15 protein-coding genes and 1 tRNA gene are annotated in these 17,852 nt (G+C 43.4%); 1 reads left to right on the forward strand and 15 read right to left on the reverse strand.

Translation table 11 applies throughout. From position 1 onward, the window contains the following. Nucleotide 1 precedes the first annotated feature (1 nt). The 12 genes from ACKPQ5_RS02080 to nuoB all read right to left on the reverse strand — a co-directional run bounded on the left by ACKPQ5_RS02080 (nt 2) and on the right by nuoB (nt 12,107). Nucleotides 2-1,642 carry a complex I subunit 4 family protein gene (locus ACKPQ5_RS02080; protein ID WP_407677435.1) on the reverse strand — a complete coding sequence of 547 codons (1,641 nt, stop codon included), beginning with the start codon at nt 1,640-1,642 and terminating at the stop codon, nt 2-4. A gap of 13 nt (nt 1,643-1,655) precedes the next feature. Then, the gene (nuoL, locus tag ACKPQ5_RS02085) at nt 1,656-3,494 is read right to left on the reverse strand and encodes an NADH-quinone oxidoreductase subunit L (protein WP_407677436.1); all 1,839 of its coding nucleotides are present in this window, start codon (nt 3,492-3,494) and stop codon (nt 1,656-1,658) included. A gap of 4 nt (nt 3,495-3,498) precedes the next feature. Then, nucleotides 3,499-3,807 (reverse strand): NADH-quinone oxidoreductase subunit NuoK, encoded by a 309-nt coding sequence (gene nuoK, locus ACKPQ5_RS02090; RefSeq protein ID WP_407677437.1) that lies wholly within the window; start codon nt 3,805-3,807, stop codon nt 3,499-3,501. Then, nucleotides 3,808-4,302 carry an NADH-quinone oxidoreductase subunit J gene (locus ACKPQ5_RS02095; protein WP_407677448.1) on the reverse strand — a complete coding sequence of 165 codons (495 nt, stop codon included), beginning with the start codon at nt 4,300-4,302 and terminating at the stop codon, nt 3,808-3,810. A 125-nt stretch (nt 4,303-4,427) separates the two neighbouring features. Further along, nucleotides 4,428-4,973 (reverse strand): NuoI/complex I 23 kDa subunit family protein, encoded by a 546-nt coding sequence (locus tag ACKPQ5_RS02100; RefSeq protein WP_407677438.1) that lies wholly within the window; start codon nt 4,971-4,973, stop codon nt 4,428-4,430. A 10-nt stretch (nt 4,974-4,983) separates the two neighbouring features. After that, a complete protein-coding gene (gene nuoH / locus ACKPQ5_RS02105; RefSeq protein WP_407677439.1) occupies nt 4,984-6,102 on the reverse strand; it encodes an NADH-quinone oxidoreductase subunit NuoH in 1,119 nt (372 codons plus the stop codon). A gap of 5 nt (nt 6,103-6,107) precedes the next feature. Further along, the gene (locus ACKPQ5_RS02110; RefSeq protein WP_407677440.1) at nt 6,108-7,808 is read right to left on the reverse strand and encodes a 2Fe-2S iron-sulfur cluster-binding protein; all 1,701 of its coding nucleotides are present in this window, start codon (nt 7,806-7,808) and stop codon (nt 6,108-6,110) included. A 5-nt stretch (nt 7,809-7,813) separates the two neighbouring features. Next, nucleotides 7,814-9,166, reverse strand: a complete 1,353-nt coding sequence (gene nuoF, locus ACKPQ5_RS02115; RefSeq protein ID WP_407677441.1) for an NADH-quinone oxidoreductase subunit NuoF — start codon at nt 9,164-9,166, stop codon at nt 7,814-7,816. Further along, nucleotides 9,163-9,720, reverse strand: coding sequence for an NADH-quinone oxidoreductase subunit NuoE family protein (locus ACKPQ5_RS02120; protein ID WP_407677442.1), 558 nt, complete (start codon nt 9,718-9,720; stop codon nt 9,163-9,165). Before ACKPQ5_RS02120 ends, nuoF begins: the two co-directional genes overlap by 4 nt. An 8-nt stretch (nt 9,721-9,728) precedes the next feature. Next, a complete protein-coding gene (gene nuoD, locus ACKPQ5_RS02125) occupies nt 9,729-10,967 on the reverse strand; it encodes an NADH dehydrogenase (quinone) subunit D (RefSeq protein WP_407677443.1) in 1,239 nt (412 codons plus the stop codon). Continuing rightward, a complete protein-coding gene (locus tag ACKPQ5_RS02130; RefSeq protein ID WP_407677444.1) occupies nt 10,964-11,581 on the reverse strand; it encodes an NADH-quinone oxidoreductase subunit C in 618 nt (205 codons plus the stop codon). The genes nuoD and ACKPQ5_RS02130 overlap by 4 nt, the downstream gene beginning before the upstream one ends. A gap of 4 nt (nt 11,582-11,585) precedes the next feature. After that, nucleotides 11,586-12,107: an NADH-quinone oxidoreductase subunit NuoB gene (gene nuoB / locus ACKPQ5_RS02135; protein WP_407677449.1), complete on the reverse strand. Its 522-nt coding sequence runs from the start codon at nt 12,105-12,107 to the stop codon at nt 11,586-11,588. Between the two features lie 157 nt (nt 12,108-12,264). On the opposite strand from nuoB, the gene ACKPQ5_RS02140 reads away from it, so the two are divergent. After that, nucleotides 12,265-12,352 (forward strand) — tRNA-Ser (locus ACKPQ5_RS02140). 50 nt (nt 12,353-12,402) lie between these two features. Here ACKPQ5_RS02140 and ACKPQ5_RS02145 read toward each other — a convergent pair. The 3 genes from ACKPQ5_RS02145 to ACKPQ5_RS02155 all read right to left on the reverse strand — a co-directional run bounded on the left by ACKPQ5_RS02145 (nt 12,403) and on the right by ACKPQ5_RS02155 (nt 17,772). Beyond that, nucleotides 12,403-15,603 (reverse strand): cation:proton antiporter, encoded by a 3,201-nt coding sequence (locus ACKPQ5_RS02145; RefSeq protein WP_407677445.1) that lies wholly within the window; start codon nt 15,601-15,603, stop codon nt 12,403-12,405. Between the two features lie 26 nt (nt 15,604-15,629). Then, the gene (locus ACKPQ5_RS02150; RefSeq protein WP_407677446.1) at nt 15,630-16,487 is read right to left on the reverse strand and encodes a hypothetical protein; all 858 of its coding nucleotides are present in this window, start codon (nt 16,485-16,487) and stop codon (nt 15,630-15,632) included. Between the two features lie 106 nt (nt 16,488-16,593). Next, the gene (locus ACKPQ5_RS02155; RefSeq protein ID WP_407677447.1) at nt 16,594-17,772 is read right to left on the reverse strand and encodes a hypothetical protein; all 1,179 of its coding nucleotides are present in this window, start codon (nt 17,770-17,772) and stop codon (nt 16,594-16,596) included. Nucleotides 17,773-17,852: the final 80 nt, after the last annotated feature.

Genomic DNA, 17,852 nt, shown 5'->3' on the forward strand with positions numbered 1-17,852 from the left:
CTCAATGATCAGAAATCGGTTTAACTGGAAGACTCTTTTGTAATGAATCGTAGGAAGTCTGGTTATTGTCTAAACCAACACCTTCCGCATTCGGTAAACAACATGCGGGTGTAAATTGAGACAATGCGGCAAAATCAATTTTTTCGTATCGGGTTCCAATCTCTTGGTCAATTCGGTCCGAAACCCCTCTCGGCCATAATCCCAAAAATAAAAGTGCAGATAAAATAATTCCCGCAGGGATAATTTCGGCCGGTTTTAAATCTGAGATTGGATTTTCTTTTTCATGCTTAATTAATTCATCTGAACCGGTACCAAAAAATATTTTAGCTACTGCTCGCAATCCAAATATGGCAGAAATAATGATACCCAGGGCTGCTAAAACTAAAAACAATCGATGATCTGGATTTTCGCCGAGGGATAAAAATACTCCAAATTCGCCCCAAAAATTGCCAAACCCGGGTAGACCGATCGTGGCCAAAGAAGCTGCTACAAAAAAACAGGCCAGGACTGGAGTCTTGGTGGCAAGACCACCCATTTCATCCATTTCAAAAGTTCCACTTCTCTTTTGTATGTATGTTGAAAGTAAAAACATCAAGGCCACCGATAATCCATGTGCAACCATAAGCATCACGGCAGATCCTGCTCCCAGGGATGAACATACTGCTAAGCCAAGAAAGCAATACCCCATATGCATGACTGAACCATACCCTACCATGCTTTTTAAATTAGTCTGAGCAATCGTTACAAATCCAACCAGTAATACATTTCCTAAGGCTAGCCATAATAAATAGGGACTCCAAGCAAGGGCACCTTCCGGTAACAAAGGTGCGGCAATTTGAATCAATCCATAAAGTCCAAACTTCTTCAGAACCCCGGCATGCAACATAGACACCGAAGTCGGGGCAGCTTCATACCCTTTTGCTGCCCATGTGTGAAATGGAAACAAGGCAACTAAAATACCAAACCCAATTAATAGAAGACCAAAGATCTTAATTTGTGTAGACTCGAGCATCTCGGTATTGGCAAGAGCATGTGAGAGTGATGGAAAATCAAATTTTTCCGCGTCGACCATTACATTTAAGGCGACCAATCCACCAAGGGAAAGCAGTGCCCCCAAGGTTAAATAAATCGTAATTTCCAAAGCAATACTTCTGCGATCTCGTCCCCCCCATAATCCGATCATTATAAAGGTGGGGATTAATGCAAATTCATGAAAGAGGTAGTAAAAAAATAAATCAATACTGGCAAACAGGCCCATCAGCCCGGACTGCATGACCAATAATAATGCCAAGTATAAACGCAGTCTTTCAGCCCCGGAGCGAATGGCAGTCAAGCCTGCAGCAAGTCCAACCACACCGGCCATCGCAAATAAGGGGGAAGAGACTCCGTTTAGTCCTAGATGAAAAGTAATCTTTAGTTCCTGCAATCCCATCCGTGGGTGGAAAATTTCAAAGCAATACCCGCCATTTGAACCGTCAAAATTGAAGAAGAGTACGATGCCTGCAATAAAAGGAAATCCAAAGCCAATGTATGCTAATTTTTTGGCCCAGTCATCTCCTCCTCCAATACCCGCAAATAACAATGCGGATGTAAGGGCGGGAACAATTATGGAACCGAGAAGTAAAATTTGATCAAGAGTCATTGTAATCTATTGCTTAATTTCCAAATATTCCCGATGCGTAGGCAAGAAATCCAATCGTCCCGGCAACGAACCAAAAAGTGTAGGCATGGATCTTTCCGATATAACAAACTTTTCCCAGCATCCCTAGAAGAGCGGCCACTCCCGCTGAACCTCGAACCATTAACCCGGAAATAAAGAGTAATTCCATAACCTCAAGGAAACGAGCCATTGGGTCCTGAATTTTCTTGATATAAAAACCATACATCTGATCAAAAAAGAGCTTGCTCTTGCAGAGTGAGAAGAATGTGGGGAACTTTTCGGATAATGGGTCCACATCTCCAACCCGACCATAAAAATTTCGTGCAGTGATTGCTCCTACAATCCAAGCAAAAGTGCCCAGTACAATCATCCATAAATGGTTGGGCATCGCCGCAACCAATTCAATATCTGGTAAGATCGACTCCACAATGGCAAACGGGTAAAGTGAGTGATAGCCTCCAACCACAGCTAAGATTGAAAGTAATAGGAGAGGTCCCGTCATCAATGCTCCATTCTCATGGGCATGTGCTGCCTTATCTGAACGAGCCAATCCCTCAAATGTGATGAAGTAAAGGCGGAACATATAAAGCGCGGTCAAAATTGCTCCTGCATATAATAATATAAATACAGGCATATTCACATTATAAGCAGTAAGAAGGATTGCATCCTTACTAAAATATCCTGATAGAAAATTAACTCCGCAAATCGCTAGTACACCGATCAGGAAGGTGATTGCAGTAATCGGCATTTTCTTCCGTAATCCACCGTATTTAAAAATGTCCTGTTCGTGATGACAGGCATGAATGACTGATCCCGAACCCAAAAACATCAATGCTTTGAAAAAAGCATGAGTCATTAAATGAAAAAGCGCGATCCCAGGCATTCCCAAGCCAAAAGCGGCTGCCATGTACCCCAGTTGCGAAAGGGTGGAATAGGCTAATATCTTCTTAATATCCCTTTGAACAAGGGCACAGAAACCGGCATACAGTCCCATCCCCGCACCCAGAATTGCCAAGAGTGAAAGGGCATGTTCGGTAAACATGAAGTCAATCCGTAATAAGAGGTAAATTCCGGCGGCAACCATTGTGGCCGCATGAATAAGTGCAGATACTGGTGTGGGACCAGCCATGGCATCTGGAAGCCAGACATGTAATGGAAACTGTGCGGATTTCCCGATAAAGCCACAAGCAAGTGCAAGTCCAAGGAAAGTAGAGATCAAGCTCGGGTCGAAATCAACTAAATCGGCAAGTTCGAGGAGATTTACAGTACCAAAGGCCCAATAAGTGAGAACGATTCCGATTAAAAATCCAAAATCACCCACTCGGTTTACAATGAACGCCTTCTTGGATGCCTGAGCAGCTTCATCAGTGGTTAAGTAATGGGCAATTAAAAGATAGGAACTAAATCCCACCAATTCCCAAAACACAAAAATCATAATCAAATTATCAGCGACTGTAATTCCAATCATTGAAAACATGAAAATTGATAACCCTCCAAAGTAGCGAGACTTCGCCTCATCATCCGCCATGTAGCCCAAGCTAAAAACATGAATAAGAAATCCGACAAAAGAAACTACGAATAAAAGAAGTCGGGCTGGCGCATCAATCAGGAAGCCAAAGCTCAATTCCCACCCCGCCATTTTCATCCAAGTTGTCTGCCATGTAAAAACCTCGTTTTCCCCGTTAAAAATTAAATACAGAGCAAATACAAGAATTCCACCTGATGTGGCGACAGATAGCAACGAGGCTATATTTCCTGACTTACGAAGAAACAATAGAGTGATCAGCGCGGAAAGAAGCGGGAGAAGAAGAATACTGAAAGCAACGGTTTCCATAGTATTAGTTTTTCAAAAGAGAAATATCTTCAGAAAAAACGCTTTGTCTTTTCTTGTAAAGGGCAACAAGCAGAGCTAATCCAACCGCGACTTCAGTAGCGGCAACAGTCATTATAAAAAATACAAACAGGCTGCCGTCCAAATTTAGACTGGTACGGGAAAATGAAACCAAAGCCACATTGACTCCATTCAACATCAATTCAAGAGACATTAAAACTAAGAGCAGATTTCGACGAATAACCACTCCCAAAAACCCCACTGCGAATAAAAGAAAGGAAAGAACTAAAAAATGTTGAGGAGTTACAGTTTCCATTTATTCAGTTCCTCCAGATGTTAACGATTTTTTACTCAATACAATCACCCCAACCATGGCAGCTAAGAGAAGAAAGCCTGCTACTTGGATTGGGAGCATATACTTTGTAAATAAACCATAGCCAAAGTTTTTCAATGAAGTGGAAAATAAAAGAGAATCTCCATTGACCTGCTCCGTGGTCTGAATCTCTTGCCAACTCCCTGATTCAGCACTACCAATTCCGGAAAATTGCAGAAGTAAAACTACTAAAATCCCAAATGATAAACAACCCGCAAGACCAGAAATTACTTTAATCCGCGAAACTTTTCCACCGTCAGGCCCGACATCAAGGAGCATGATGATAAAAAGAAAAAGGACCATTACTGCTCCCGCGTATACAAGAACTTGCAAAATCGCTAAAAAGAACGCCTCCAATAATACAAATAGTGCCGCCACACTGACCAATGAGATAATCATAAACAAAGCAGCGGGCACCGGATGCCTGGACATGATCATAAGCAAGCCACCGCCCACTGAAAGAGTGGCAAAAAAATAAAATAATATGTCTACAGCATTCACAAAAGTAATCAGTAATTTAGCGAATTAAAATGGAGTTTGTAACGGTACGAAGTTGCATGAGACTAGTGATCATTCCCCTGTTCCTCGGCTGTTTTCTTTTGATCCCACTTGTAGTGAGAGTCCGGTAATGTACCTCCAAGCTCATACAGTTTTTCTTTATTATTAATCATTTCCTCACGAGTATATCCGGAGGATGAATATTCATCCTGAAGGTAAATTGCTTCTTCTGGACAAACTTCCTGACAATACCCACAATAAATGCACCGCAGCATGTTTATTTCAAATTCTTGAGGGGCTTTTTCCACATGTTCACGATCCTCTTCACCCTCCGGTACTGAACCGGGTGTAATTCGTATCGCTTTAGGTGGACAGACAAACTCACACAACTGACAGGAGACACACTTTTCTCGACCGTTTGGATCCTTAACAAGCGTGGGGACACCACGGTAGTTCTTCGGTATGATCGGTTTTTCCTCCGGGTACTGAAGAGTAACTTTTTCTTTAAACATGTTTGAAAAAGTAGTCTTAAGACCGGTAACAATTTGAGGAAGATAGGTTCTTTCCGAAAGGGAAAGAGGTTTGCGTTGAAGGACTACGGTTTTTGCCATGATAAAATAATTAAGCGGTTGGTTGATCAAGCCAAGTCACCAGCAAGACATAAAAAATCAAATTAAGCAGAGCAAGTGGAAGAAGTTTTGTCCACCCGAGATTCATCACTTGATCATACCGAAAACGGGGGATGGTCCAACGAACCCAAATAAAGAAAAAGATTAAAAATATAGTCTTGGCGAGAAACCAGCCAATTCCAAGCAAAGTTCCAACCCATGTGGCGGGCCAAGGATCGGCGATCCAGGGCAAGAAATGCCAACCACCCAAAAAGATAACCGTAAAGATTGCGGAACCCACTACGATGTGTGCGTACTCAGCAACAAAGAAAATACCAAACTTAAAACCTCCGTATTCTGTGTGAAATCCACCCACAAGATCAGTTTCAGATTCTGGCATGTCAAAAGGTAAACGATTGGTTTCTGCAAACAATGCAATCAGGAATATCAGGGCGGATAATGGTTGCACCAACAAAAGCCAGGCTCGATCATTTTGTGAATTTACAATATCGACCAGACTAAGCCCCATCGCACCAGTCCCCGGTTCGCTGACCCATAAAAATATTGGAAGTAAGGATAAACCCATTGCTAATTCATAGGATATCATTTGAGCAGAAGAACGAATTCCACCAAGAAATGGATACTTACTATTAGACGACCAACCCGCTAGTACAATTCCGTATACTCCCAAGGAAGAAACCGCTAATACAAATAAAATACCCACTTCCAAATTCGCTAACATTAAGGGAATCGTTCGGCCATCCTCGGCGAAGAACTCACCAAATGGCAAAACAGTCATAGTAGTCAATGCAGGAACAAGAGCGACAATTGGGGCCAAATTGTAATATAACTTATTAACATGCCCTGGAATCATTTCTTCTTTAAATAAAAATTTCAATCCATCAGCGAGTGGTTGGAACATACCCAATCCCTTTAAAAATTTTCCGACAAATGGAATATGCACAATAAAAGGCAAAACAGTTCGGTTAGGACCCACCCTGCCTTGCATCCATGCACTCACTTTTCTTTCCGCAAGAACCGAATATCCTGCCATCGTCATTACTGCACCGATCATAAGCAAAGCAAATAAGAACTTTAACCCAACCATTAACAGCATATCAAAATCAAACATGGTGCTTAGGCTTCCTGTAATTGATTAGCGGGTAAAAAATGAAGAGCTTTTTTTTCCACAAAATCCAATTCAGACCACTTTTTTCCATCCAATTGAAAACCTTCACTTGGAATTGAAGAAAAGCTTAGCTTATGAAAAATACTGGTCGCGGGCTTACTCAATTGTTTCCAAATCTGGGCAAGATCAGCAGATTGTTTGACTTCTTCCGACAAAGAATTAATCAGCGAGGCAAGGATATGAAGATCCGGAAGTAAACCTGCTGGTCCAGGAACTGCCTGCTTGAAGGATTGTAAACGAAAAGTTCGATTGATGAAAGATCCTGTTTTTTCAAAAGAGGTAAGTGTGGGGATCAACACATTTGCCAACGCAGATGTTTCATTCCTGTGAGTTCCAAGGTACACTACCTTAATTCCCTTAAGATCATCCCGAGTGACACCAGAATCCAAAATGTCTTCCCCCATCACAAGTAAGGTATCAAACTGCCCCTTGGACAATGCCCGCGAAAGATCGGATAATTGATCGGAGGGGTATTTCGCGGAGAATCCCGTAGCGAGAGCACCACGGAGATTAGGAGTGCGATCACTGGCAAGAAGGATTCCGTCATCATCACCAAAATGTCCACGCAAAAATTTCTTCCCTTTGAAATTCCGCGCCAGTTTGGTCAGTAAATACTGTTCCTCTACTGTTGAACGACAAGAACCGACAATAGCCAATTTTTTATCCTTCAATAATTCTGAGGCAGAAGAAATCGCATCCGCTAGAGTAGATGATTCGCCGTCAATACTGGGAGTAATAATTCGATCATCTGACTTTACCTGTTTATACAATTCACGACCGCTATCCGTCATCCAACTATCATTAACCGAGTCATTCCTGCGGGGAGTAATTCGATAAATTTCCCCTTCCCTACTTGAAACTAAAATATTAGATCCCGCACTACTCTCTGTGCAAATACTCGGAGATTCTTTTAAAAACCACACCCTCATCTTGAATCTAAAGTCAGAACTGGTTAATGCACCGACAGGACAAAGATCCACAGTATTTAAGGAATAATTATTGGAAAGATCCTTACCCGGAAAACAAGTTAAAGTAGAAAAACTACCACGATCCACAAAACCAAGAACATCATCATCTACCACCTCTTGACAGAAACGGATACACCTTGAACACAAGATACAACGCTCATCATCGAGGGTAACCCTTGGACCTAATTTGGTTCGTTTAGGCTTCACATTTTTACGCTCAACATATCGGCTGTATCCACGCCCATAATCAGTGGCAAATTCCTGCAATCGACACTCTCCTGCCTGGTCACAAATCGGACAGTCTAGAGGGTGGTTCACAAGGAGGAATTCCATGATACCCTCTTGCGAACCCGTTACCATCGAGGAATTTGTCTTTACATGCATACCAGGTGAAACATTGGTACCACATCCGATTACCGGCTTGGGTATCCAACCTATCTTTTGTACACCGTCCTTGTCCAAAATAGCCTCCCCCGTTCCACGGTCTCTCATCGGAGTTCCCATCTCAACCAAGCACATCCGGCAATTACCGGCCACACTCAGTTGTGGATGGTAACAGTAGTGGGGAACCTCAGTTCCGTGTATTGCAGCAGCTTCAATAATATTGATACCTGCTGGTACATCGACTTCTTTTCCATCAAGATTGATGGTGACCATAGATGAATTTCCGTTACTGCTCATAGAAATTAAATTAATTGAAGAGATGGTTTATTTTTTCCATTTTTCGCCTTCTCTTCAAATTCATTTCGAAATTTTGCGATAAAACTCTGGGTTGGCCAAGCGGCTGCTTCCCCAAATGCACAAATAGTACGACCTTCAATTTGGTTGGCTACTGAAAGGAGCAAATCGGCATCCTCGTGACGAGCATCCCCCTCGCACATCCTCTTGGTTATTTTTTTCATCCAAAGTGAACCCTCACGGCACGGCGTACATTGGCCACAAGACTCATGAGCATAAAAAGCATTTATATTGGCCATGGCTTCGACCATATCAACGGTATCGTCCATGATAATTATTCCACCAGATCCGGACATACTCCCCACCGAAGCAGGACCGTCAAAATCGAGAGGAATGTCTTCAATTCCCCAATCAAAATCGCTTCCATCTTTTAATTTCCCGCTAAATCGTTCATCCGCCCGTAAAATTTTGGAAGAAGAACCGCCCGGAATAACTGCCTTCAAAGTACGTCCTGGCAACAAACCACCACAGACATCATAAATCATTTCACCAAGGGTTAATGCACCGCACTCAAATTCGTAATAACCCGGCTTTTGCACTTGGCCAGAAACGCACCAAATTCGAGTGCCAGTATTATTAGGCTTACCAATCTTGGCAAATTCTTCTCCTCCTATTTCCAGGACATGCTTCACGTTGCAAAGTGTTTCAACATTATTGACTATCGTAGGACATTGATAAAGCCCTAACACTGCAGGAAAATAAGGGGGTTTAATTCGCGGGTTTGGTCTTTTTCCCTCTAACGATTCAATCAAACCAGTCTCCTCTCCGCAAATGTATGCACCGGCTCCCCGATGAACTACCAAATCGCAGGAATAAGAAGAGCCTAAAATCTTATCGCCACAGAAATTCTTTTCCTTGGCCTCCGCAATTGCTTCTTCCAAAATATGAGCTCCCTTAAAGAATTCTGCACGGATATATATAAATGCCTGTTTCGCTCCTATGGCATAGGCGGCAATCATCATGCCCTCAATTAATTGATGTGGGTCCTTGTGCATGATTTGCCTATCCTTAAAAGTACCCGGTTCAGACTCATCGGCGTTACAAATAAGATAAATGGGCTTCCCCGATTTGCGATCCAGAAATTTCCACTTCATTCCCGCAGGAAAACCAGCACCCCCACGCCCCCGCACACCAGACTTCAATACCTCTTCTCCGATCTCTTCAGGCTTCATTTTAAAAGCCTTTTTCAACATCGAATAACCATTATTCTTTAAATAACAGCCAATTTTATTTGAGTATTTGGGATCATCCGCATGCTTTAAAATGATCCGTCTTTCTTGTGGTGTATTTTTTTTGATCATTTTTTCTTAGTCGGTTTTGAAACTGGAGACTTAGAAACCAAGCCATTTTCATAACTCGTAAAGTCCTTGGATGTATCTAATTTTTCCTGCACTAAAAGATCGGCAAAACTCTCGGCATTTTTACCTTCGATATTTTCGTAGGTATCTTCCCCCACCATTACCACGGGACCTTCGCCACAATCTGCGAGACATTCCATAAATTCAATCGAGAACTCGCCATCTTCACGAACATGTCCCTCCTTCACCCCCAATTTATCTTCCAGGATTTTACAAGTTCCATAAGATCCACGCAGAGCACAGGGCAAAGTCCGGCAAACCCGAATATGTTTTTTCGCCCAGGGCGTTTCGCGTAACATCGGATAAAAGGTAATCAACTCCTTGATATTGATCGGTTCAATTTCAAGTTTTTCCGCAATCCACGAACAGGTTTCATCGGAAATAAAGCCCAATTCATCCTGAACCAAGTGAATCACCATTAAAGCGGCACTTCTTTTTTCCGGGTACCGAGGAATGACCTCCTCAATTTTAGTAAGCGTTTCTTTAGAAAGTTCCATAAAATTTACTAACGATCACACTCGCCCATCACAAAATCAAGACTGCCTAAAATAACAGTGATATCGGAGAGGAAATGCCCGGGAGCCAGTTTTTCTAAAATACTAAGATTACAAAAGCTGGGGGCTCGTATTTTCATCCTGTAGGGCACTCCCCCACCCTTAGACACGACATAAAACCCGAGTGCACCCTTCGGATTCTCGGCTTCAAAATAAACTTCTCCCGCAGGAATTTGTGGCCCCTCGGTTACGATCATGAAGTTTTGGATTAACTCCTCCATACTCGATAATATTTTCTCTTTTGGTGGTGCAAAAATTTTCTTGGCATCTTCAGCATACCAAGCACCGGTTGGAAAATCCTTAATCACTTGTTTGATAATCCGAATGCTCTGTAACACCTCTTCGATCCGAACTAAATATCGATCATAACAATCTCCACGCGTACCAATTGGAACATCGAAGTCATATTGTTCATAACCCGAGTAAGGCTTATCTTTGCGCAAATCCAAATCAATACCGCAGGCTCGCAAATTAGGTCCGGTTAAACCATAAGCAAGTGCATCTTCTTTGGAAATTTCTCCAATCCCTTCGGTTCGATCTAAGAAAATTCGGTTGCGGGTAAGCAATTTTTCAACCTCCCCAATTGCCTTGGGTAATTGATCCACAAAGCTTTCCACGCGCCCCAACCAACCATCTGGAACATCACGGGCAACTCCCCCAATTCGGGTATAGCTGGTAGTAAAACGGGCACCCGTTAATTCCTCAAATAAAGTGTACAGTTTTTCACGCTCAGTAAAAGTGTACATAAAGGGAGTCCAAGCGCCCGCATCCATACCAAATACTCCCATTCCTAATAGATGGCTTGAAATTCTTGCCATCTCACACACCAAGACCCGAATCGCCTGACAACGGGGAGGAATCTCGATATTAGTCAATTTCTCAACCGTCAAGGCATAAGCGACATTATTTGCCAAAGGTGCTAAATAATCTAACCGGTCAGTGTAGGGAACAAATTGATTGTAAGTCATATTCTCGGCAATCTTTTCATCTCCCCGATGAAGATAACCAAGAACAGGCTCACATTTCTGGATTAAATCACCATCCAGTTCCATGATTAAACGAAGAACTCCGTGAGTGGTGGGATGAGAAGGACCGACATTTAAGGCCATCTTATCCCCATCCAGCTTAGTACTTGCCTCGGCTCCGCGCGAACCGATATCACCGATTGAAATTTCTTTAGTAGTACTCATACAGGTTTTCCCTTCTTTTCGGTCCAACTCTCATCTTTTGCCCTCGGTTCGGAATCACTCATCGAACCCGAATTGGGAGAAACAAAGGGCCCACCCATCATGGGTGCCGGTTCGACGGAGGCTTGCGTCACTTCAACCACATCATCTGCGGGTAGCGGAGTGTCAATTCCAGCCAAGGGAAAATCTTTACGCAATGGAAAGTAGGGATACTCGTCCCACATCAAAATTCGTTTCAAGTTGGGGTGGTCTGAAAAATGAATACCAAACATGTCGAAGGTTTCACGCTCATGCCAATTTGCTGCCGGATAAATACCCGAAACTGATGGCATTGCAGGTTTATCGTTATCGGCACAAATTGAATGGATTCGTACATACCCACGGTGTACTAACGAATATAAATGGATTACGGTGGAATACCGAAATTCTTCACCTTCCCCATGATCAATTGCGGTTAAATCAATCAAAATTTCAAAACCTTCAAAATCTCGTAAAGATTGAACAAAGGAAACAAGCTTTTCGGGTGCACATTCAACAGTTAACCAATCTACTGAGTCTCGTTGAGTGAGATAAGAATGCTTTTCAAGCAAACTTTTTGTAAAGTCCTCGTCTATCATCGAATTATTGGGCGGCAACCGCCTTGGTCTTTCGAAGATTACGAACGGAAGAATCTCTTCCGATCTTGTCCTGCAACTTCATCATCGCGTCTAATAATGCTTCCGGACGAGGTGGACAACCACTTACATAAACATCAACCGGGACAATATTATCCACTCCCTGCATTACTGCATAAGAACGGTACATCCCACCAGTGGAAGCACAAGCTCCCATCGCGACTACCCATTTGGGATCGCCCATTTGGTCATAAATTCTTCTCACCACCTCGGCCATTTTGTAAGTGACAGTACCCGCCACAATCATGCAGTCAGATTGACGGGGAGAAAATCTCATTACCTCCATCCCGAAGCGTGAAATATCGTATCGGGATGCGGCAGATGCCATCAACTCAATCGCACAACAGGCAAGACCCATCGGCATAGGCCAAACGGAGTGCTGGCGAATCCAGTTTATTACTGCATCCGCCCGGGTAACGATAACATCGCCTTCCACCTTACCATTGTACGCAACATCGCTTGCTGTCATATGCATTTGAGTAAGCCTAACTAATCTTTTCAAACAAGCAAACCCCAAAGAAGAAAGATTAAAAAAAACGCTCTCTCCATTATTAGTATACTACAAATACACTTTTTTGATCATTGACGGATCAACAACATATCGGCATTAAAGAACACTGATTTACGGAGAGGTGACAGAGTGGCCGATCGTGCAGCATTGGAAATGCTGTGTACCGCAAGGTACCGCGGGTTCGAATCCCGCCCTCTCCGCCATTTTAGTTTATTCTGCCCTCTTAATTCCGGGTGCAATCCGCTAAATCCCTCTAAGATTCGCGAATAAATACTTTTGCGTTATCCGAAAAAGTGGCATCGGCAAGATCCAAAAGTGCAGGTGCAGTAATCGCTTCCGCACTAGCAGATGCAGACGCTTGCCCTGCAACTAGTATTCCAACCTTACCGTAAAGATTAATGGACTCACCCTCGGCTGGAGCACTTACTTCTCCTTCATTTAACCAGCGGCGTAATCGCATTTGATCCCATGCATTGTAGGGAGACTTTGCCCCAATAAGGTTCTCCGCAAAACGCATCGCTGCAGTTTTCCAAAGGCTTCCGGATAACTCTGGAGACTCGGCCATAATGGACTGCATCGACTCGGTGGTTAACCACAATGCAGTTACGGAAGAATCAGCCACCACGTTGGCAGTTCGGGGAACTCCGGCCAAAACCGCCATTTCTCCAATCACTGCACCACGCCCCATAATATCGACTACAATATCTCCGATGGAAACCTTTACACTTCCCCGGGTAATTACAATCATACCATCTCCATCTCCCCCCTGCGTCATAATAGTATCACCAGAATTATAAACACGGGATTCCGAGGCATTCACAATTTTCGCGATCAAAGTGTCAGGCATTCCTTTCAACCAGTTCACTTCTCTCAAAACCTCCTCCGGTTCGGGAAGACGAAGGTCAAGGGAACTTTCCATCACCTCCTTCATTCGTTCTTCGACTGCAATAATCAAGCGGCTGGCCTCATCCGCTTCTAACATACCATCCGACTTCAATTTCTTAATCGTATTCCGTTCATGGTTCAGCACGGAACGAATTGCATCCTTCGTTTCAATCCCCACCGTCGCTTCGGGGTAGTTTTCGTGCATATTACGAATGAACTTAAGTCCCCTTAATCGGTTTTGGCGAATCTCGTCCTTTAACAACCGGGTGGTTTTCTGTAGTTTTTCAGCATCGCCACTCTCATCGAGTTCCTTCGCTAAACTATCCACCATTTTGGCCATATCCTGCTGGGCAACTACAAAGCCTTTTGACGCATCATAACTGACCGTGATTCGATCAGTAAAATGATTTTTTAAAATGGGTAAATCTTTAAATGCTTCAGTTAGTTTACTGACCCCGCATACTTTATCAAGATAAGGACGATCTGTCATTGGTACCTTGCCCTCCAGATCCAAGAATTCGCTCAAATTATTATCGAGTTGTGCCACTGCCTGTGCACTGAGAAGACCGGCTCTAAATTGTGCCCAATAACTGCTTCTTTCCTTTTCTAATAGACGCCTCCTTGTTTCCGAAAGAGTATCCATTTGAGCCAACTCACTTGCACTTAATGGATAAGCCACCGGATCCGGTAAATACTTGCGCACCTCGCCCCAATTCGCTCCGCTGAGAAATCGGTCATCCTTTAACAAATCCATCTCCTGTTCACAACCCTGTGCCACATTGCCGGAGGCATTGGAGAACATTAGTTTTTTCACTGCGGGCAGCTTTGTTAAGCCCAGATAGTTAACAAGCGGACCAACCGTGGTCGCATTCACCAACAATGTGAGTAGTACAATACCAGAAATCAAAAAGAGGAATTGATCCCGAACCCGTGCGGAAATTCCGACCAAAGAAGCCTTTGCAATCGCTCCTTTTCCTTCCCCCAAAACTAAAACAACCTTCTCACCGCTGGCCAATCCCTCCCGAATTTCAGCCGCCACTTGGGAGCTTTCTTTCCCCAATTCTTTGTAAGCTCGACTCTCATCCTGAACAATCCCAACTACCTTACCATCCTGAATACTCGCCACAGCATGCCCGATTGCATAGCCCTGATGTAAATTCAATTTATCACTGTTTAATCGAAATTCGGTAGCCTTTTCCTTATCGAGAACAAAAACGGAAGTGGTGGAATCCTTATATCCAGTACCTCCCTCTTCCACTTTAAATTCATAACGAAAATTTTCCGTGTATACCACTAGTGCAAGGGCGAGGCCAATGGCACCACGCAATGCTCCCCACCATACCACAATTGCATCTTTCCCGGGCAATCCATAGCCAGTCTTTTTCATGAGGGGATAAAATGTCCCCATATTGATCGCCCGAACCAAATGAATTCCCACATAGACTAATCCCAAAATCAAGAAATCCATTCCGGTTGGATTGGCGTTTTGAGCAATTACAACCCCTACCACAATAAAGATGATTACATTGGCCACAAAGGCGACGAGTTCCCAAAATTCATGCATGAAGTGCTCCACCTCGGGACTGATACGGGTTCGTCCAATTCCCGCCATCACAATCCCCAATGCCACAAGGCCAAGAACTCCGGAAACATGGAAAAAATGCTCACAAATAAAGAAAACCGCATAGGAAGTCACCAATACAACCGTGATCTCGATCATAGGATCATTAAAGACCTTTCTTACCCAAAGAATTGCGATCAATCCAAGAAAAACTCCAATTAATCCGCCCGCTGCTCCTATTTTACCAAATCCAATTGCCGCAGTTCCAATAAAATCCCCTGTCCCAGTAAAAACTTCTGCCCCGGTAACCACGCCAATTAACAAAACGAATGCAACAATTGCAGTACCATCATTCAATAATGACTCCCCTTCGATCAGCGTCCCCAGCTTTTTACTCGCACCCAAATCCTTCAGTAATGCAACCACCGCAACCGGGTCGGTGGCACTCACCACCGCCCCAAAAAGCATGGACGATAGCCAAATAAAAGCCCCAGCCTCGCTATTCCATTCTGATAAAACTCCTCCATCCCCTCCGAATATTTGTATCAATCCCCAAAATGCCACCCCGGACATCACGGTGGCGGTTACAATACCCGGTCCCGCTAAGTAAAAGGCATTAAAAAACGACTTTTTAAAGGTATGTACATCTAAGGCAAAACCAGCTTCAAAAATCAAAATGGGGAGAAAGACATACAAAATTAAATGACCATCTAAATTACCACCCCAAGTAATTGCACCGCTTAGGGTGTCCACAAATTTACCCCACAGTCCCTCCACATGTGCTACATGCTCTCCTTCACTATGGCCACCGTGTGGTCCATAGGCACGATTTAACGCACCCATTGCCAGACCGATGAGCAAAAGTAAAACGGTGAACGGAAGTGGGATACGTTGTAAGAAGTGACGGGTAGCAGCTCCAATTACCAATGCGACAATAAGAAAAAATAAACCATACAGGTATTCATGACTTCCTGAAGAGGCTAGTATTAATGGTGTAACAGTATTCATAATTTGGTAATTATAGGAAATCTTGGTTAATTTTTAAATCGAAGCAAAGTTCCGGGTAATGGCCTGGACTCAGACGAGGTTGAATTTTCGGACTTCAACAATAAAGAATTCGATCGCGTGGGGGTCCTTCCCAACAATTCCTCCAGGGGGTCAGATTTTGGAACTTGGTAAGATGCACGCTTTTTTGTGGTGGATTCTCTTGCCAAGTTGTCAGTTTCCAAATCCGCATCCTCCTCCTGTACCGTGGTCACAATCTCAAAGGTATTTGCTTCCTTGGCATCTCCCACTTCCGCATTGTAAGTCTTTCCAATCGATTCTTGTTGGGCTCTTACCACTGTAGAAAGAGAACGACTAAAACTACTGCTGTTTTGAAAACCAGAAAGTAAAAATGAGGATTCAACGACCTTGGCCAAGTTCACATTAATTTTATCCGCTAGACCGGAATTACCAGGTTTAAGAAAAACCAATTCACCGGCCAATAATTCACTGGTATCACTTGCAACACCGGAACCAATAATAATTCGACCCAATACACATAAAATCTTTAATCCACCATTAGTCTCGACCTCCACCATACAAGTACCGCTACCAGAAATAACTAACAATGCCTCGGGCCCTTGAATGGAAACCTTATTGCCAATTTTTCGAGATTGAATCATGAGGGAACCCTCGTGCATATGTATCGATTCTTTCGTGATCGTAAATCGGGTATCTGATCCAAATCGAAATTGATAACCTGCTGACATGGTTTCAAGTCCACTTCGAGCGGGCACGGTGATCCGCGAATCGATCGTTAAGAAACTTGATTTCTGGACTGGTTCGGTAATTCCTTTTTCCCGTACAGTGAAGGCACTATCTCCAACCTGCGATAATAATAAATGCATACTTTGCCCGCTCAACGATCCAAGTATGGAAATGTAAAATAGTAAAATAGAGAAGAACCTAAACATAGGACCTATAAAAAAGAAGGATACCCTCTAGGTCAAACCTTCAAAATTGATAATTTCCTGTCACCGCCGCTCCAATATCCACCGTTTTGGAACTCGATGAACTTAATAACAAACCCTCTCCTTTGTCATTGGTCGACATGTTCGTATAATTAATAAAAGTTTGAAATCCTAACCATGGCTTCCACTGGTAAATTCCGGTTACACCCAAATTAACCAGGTAATCTGTTCTACCCTCGTGAGTATTATTTTGGTAGGCCGATCGGGTCACTCCAAAACTGGGCATTACCATCCATTGGTTTTCCTCCCCAAATAATTGAATGTAGGTCAAGTTAAGAGAATATTGAATATTATCCCCATCATCCGCAAACACTCCTGGTATGCTGGAACCACTGGAAGTATTAAAAGGAATTACTTTATCCGTGTTGTTATATTTGAGCGACACATCATATAACAAAATGGACTGCTCATTAAAAACAGTCGCTTTCTGTAAATTGATTGAAGGAGCAACCGCGTCAAACATTCGGTCTCCACTCGACTGGCTATTTAATAAGTTATATTCAATTGCCGGGGTAAGCGTCCAATCCTTGGGGAATGAAAAGGCAAAACTTGCCTTCGCTAAAGTGAATCGATAGTCCAACAGGTCGCTTACCGTATCTTCTCCGTAATTGGCCCATTGCATCATTACATCCAACCGGGGAATCATTGTTACATACTCTCCCACCTTACTACTCGAACGAGTTATTGCTCCCCCGATATTACTTTCCAGTACCCCCGACTCTTGCTCCCCTGAATTCACCCGTAAGACATTGGAGGTTTGATAGGCCCGCAAACCAGCACTTGCCGAGAAGTCCAAACCAGAAAAATTCTTTGTATTCGAAACGGGAACCGAATCAGTTTCTGCTTGCGCCTCGCTCTTAGTGAACCAACCGGGCTGAGAATCGGTATCCGGTTTGGGGCTCACAATCTCAGTTTCTTTGCCCGCTCTTTCGCCCAATCCCTTTGAGGCTGGAAAAGCTGCGGTTTTTGGTTGAGCAATTTCTCCCACCTTTACCGGCACTCCCACCTCAATAATTTCCTGTATTCCAAGATTGGAGTGAAAGTTCGCATATCCAGGACGACTCGGTTGTCCCTTTAATGAATTAATTGCCTGCCCGTATCCGGCAGAATGCATCAAGAGCAAACCCGCCGATAGAGCGGTTAAAAAAGATAATTCTTTCATGGGATGAGGAGACTAGGATTATTTTTAGGGAAGTGCAACCTTACCTATTGATATATTTCTACCGTACTGATCAAACGCCG

The sequence above is a fragment of the Candidatus Seribacter sulfatis genome, assembly GCF_964187635.1.
Lineage (GTDB): Bacteria > Verrucomicrobiota > Verrucomicrobiia > Opitutales > Seribacteraceae > Seribacter > Seribacter sulfatis.

Bases quoted from the DNA above. Each gene is read 5' to 3' on its own strand.
- ACKPQ5_RS02080 (WP_407677435.1), bottom strand. From the start codon at position 1,642: ATGACTCTTGATCAAATTTTACTTCTCGGTTCCATAATTGTTCCCGCC.
- ACKPQ5_RS02095 (WP_407677448.1), bottom strand. From the start codon at position 4,302: ATGATCATGTCCAGGCATCCGGTGCCCGCTGCTTTGTTTATGATTATC.
- ACKPQ5_RS02155 (WP_407677447.1), bottom strand. From the start codon at position 17,772: ATGAAAGAATTATCTTTTTTAACCGCTCTATCGGCGGGTTTGCTCTTG.
- ACKPQ5_RS02150 (WP_407677446.1), bottom strand. From the start codon at position 16,487: ATGCATTTATTATTATCGCAGGTTGGAGATAGTGCCTTCACTGTACGG.
- nuoL (WP_407677436.1), bottom strand. From the start codon at position 3,494: ATGGAAACCGTTGCTTTCAGTATTCTTCTTCTCCCGCTTCTTTCCGCG.
- nuoH (WP_407677439.1), bottom strand. From the start codon at position 6,102: ATGTTTGATTTTGATATGCTGTTAATGGTTGGGTTAAAGTTCTTATTT.
- ACKPQ5_RS02130 (WP_407677444.1), bottom strand. From the start codon at position 11,581: ATGATAGACGAGGACTTTACAAAAAGTTTGCTTGAAAAGCATTCTTAT.
- nuoD (WP_407677443.1), bottom strand. From the start codon at position 10,967: ATGAGTACTACTAAAGAAATTTCAATCGGTGATATCGGTTCGCGCGGA.
- ACKPQ5_RS02120 (WP_407677442.1), bottom strand. From the start codon at position 9,720: ATGGAACTTTCTAAAGAAACGCTTACTAAAATTGAGGAGGTCATTCCT.
- nuoB (WP_407677449.1), bottom strand. From the start codon at position 12,107: ATGACAGCAAGCGATGTTGCGTACAATGGTAAGGTGGAAGGCGATGTT.
- nuoK (WP_407677437.1), bottom strand. From the start codon at position 3,807: ATGGAAACTGTAACTCCTCAACATTTTTTAGTTCTTTCCTTTCTTTTA.
- ACKPQ5_RS02100 (WP_407677438.1), bottom strand. From the start codon at position 4,973: ATGGCAAAAACCGTAGTCCTTCAACGCAAACCTCTTTCCCTTTCGGAA.
- ACKPQ5_RS02145 (WP_407677445.1), bottom strand. From the start codon at position 15,603: ATGAATACTGTTACACCATTAATACTAGCCTCTTCAGGAAGTCATGAA.
- ACKPQ5_RS02110 (WP_407677440.1), bottom strand. From the start codon at position 7,808: ATGAGCAGTAACGGAAATTCATCTATGGTCACCATCAATCTTGATGGA.
- nuoF (WP_407677441.1), bottom strand. From the start codon at position 9,166: ATGATCAAAAAAAATACACCACAAGAAAGACGGATCATTTTAAAGCAT.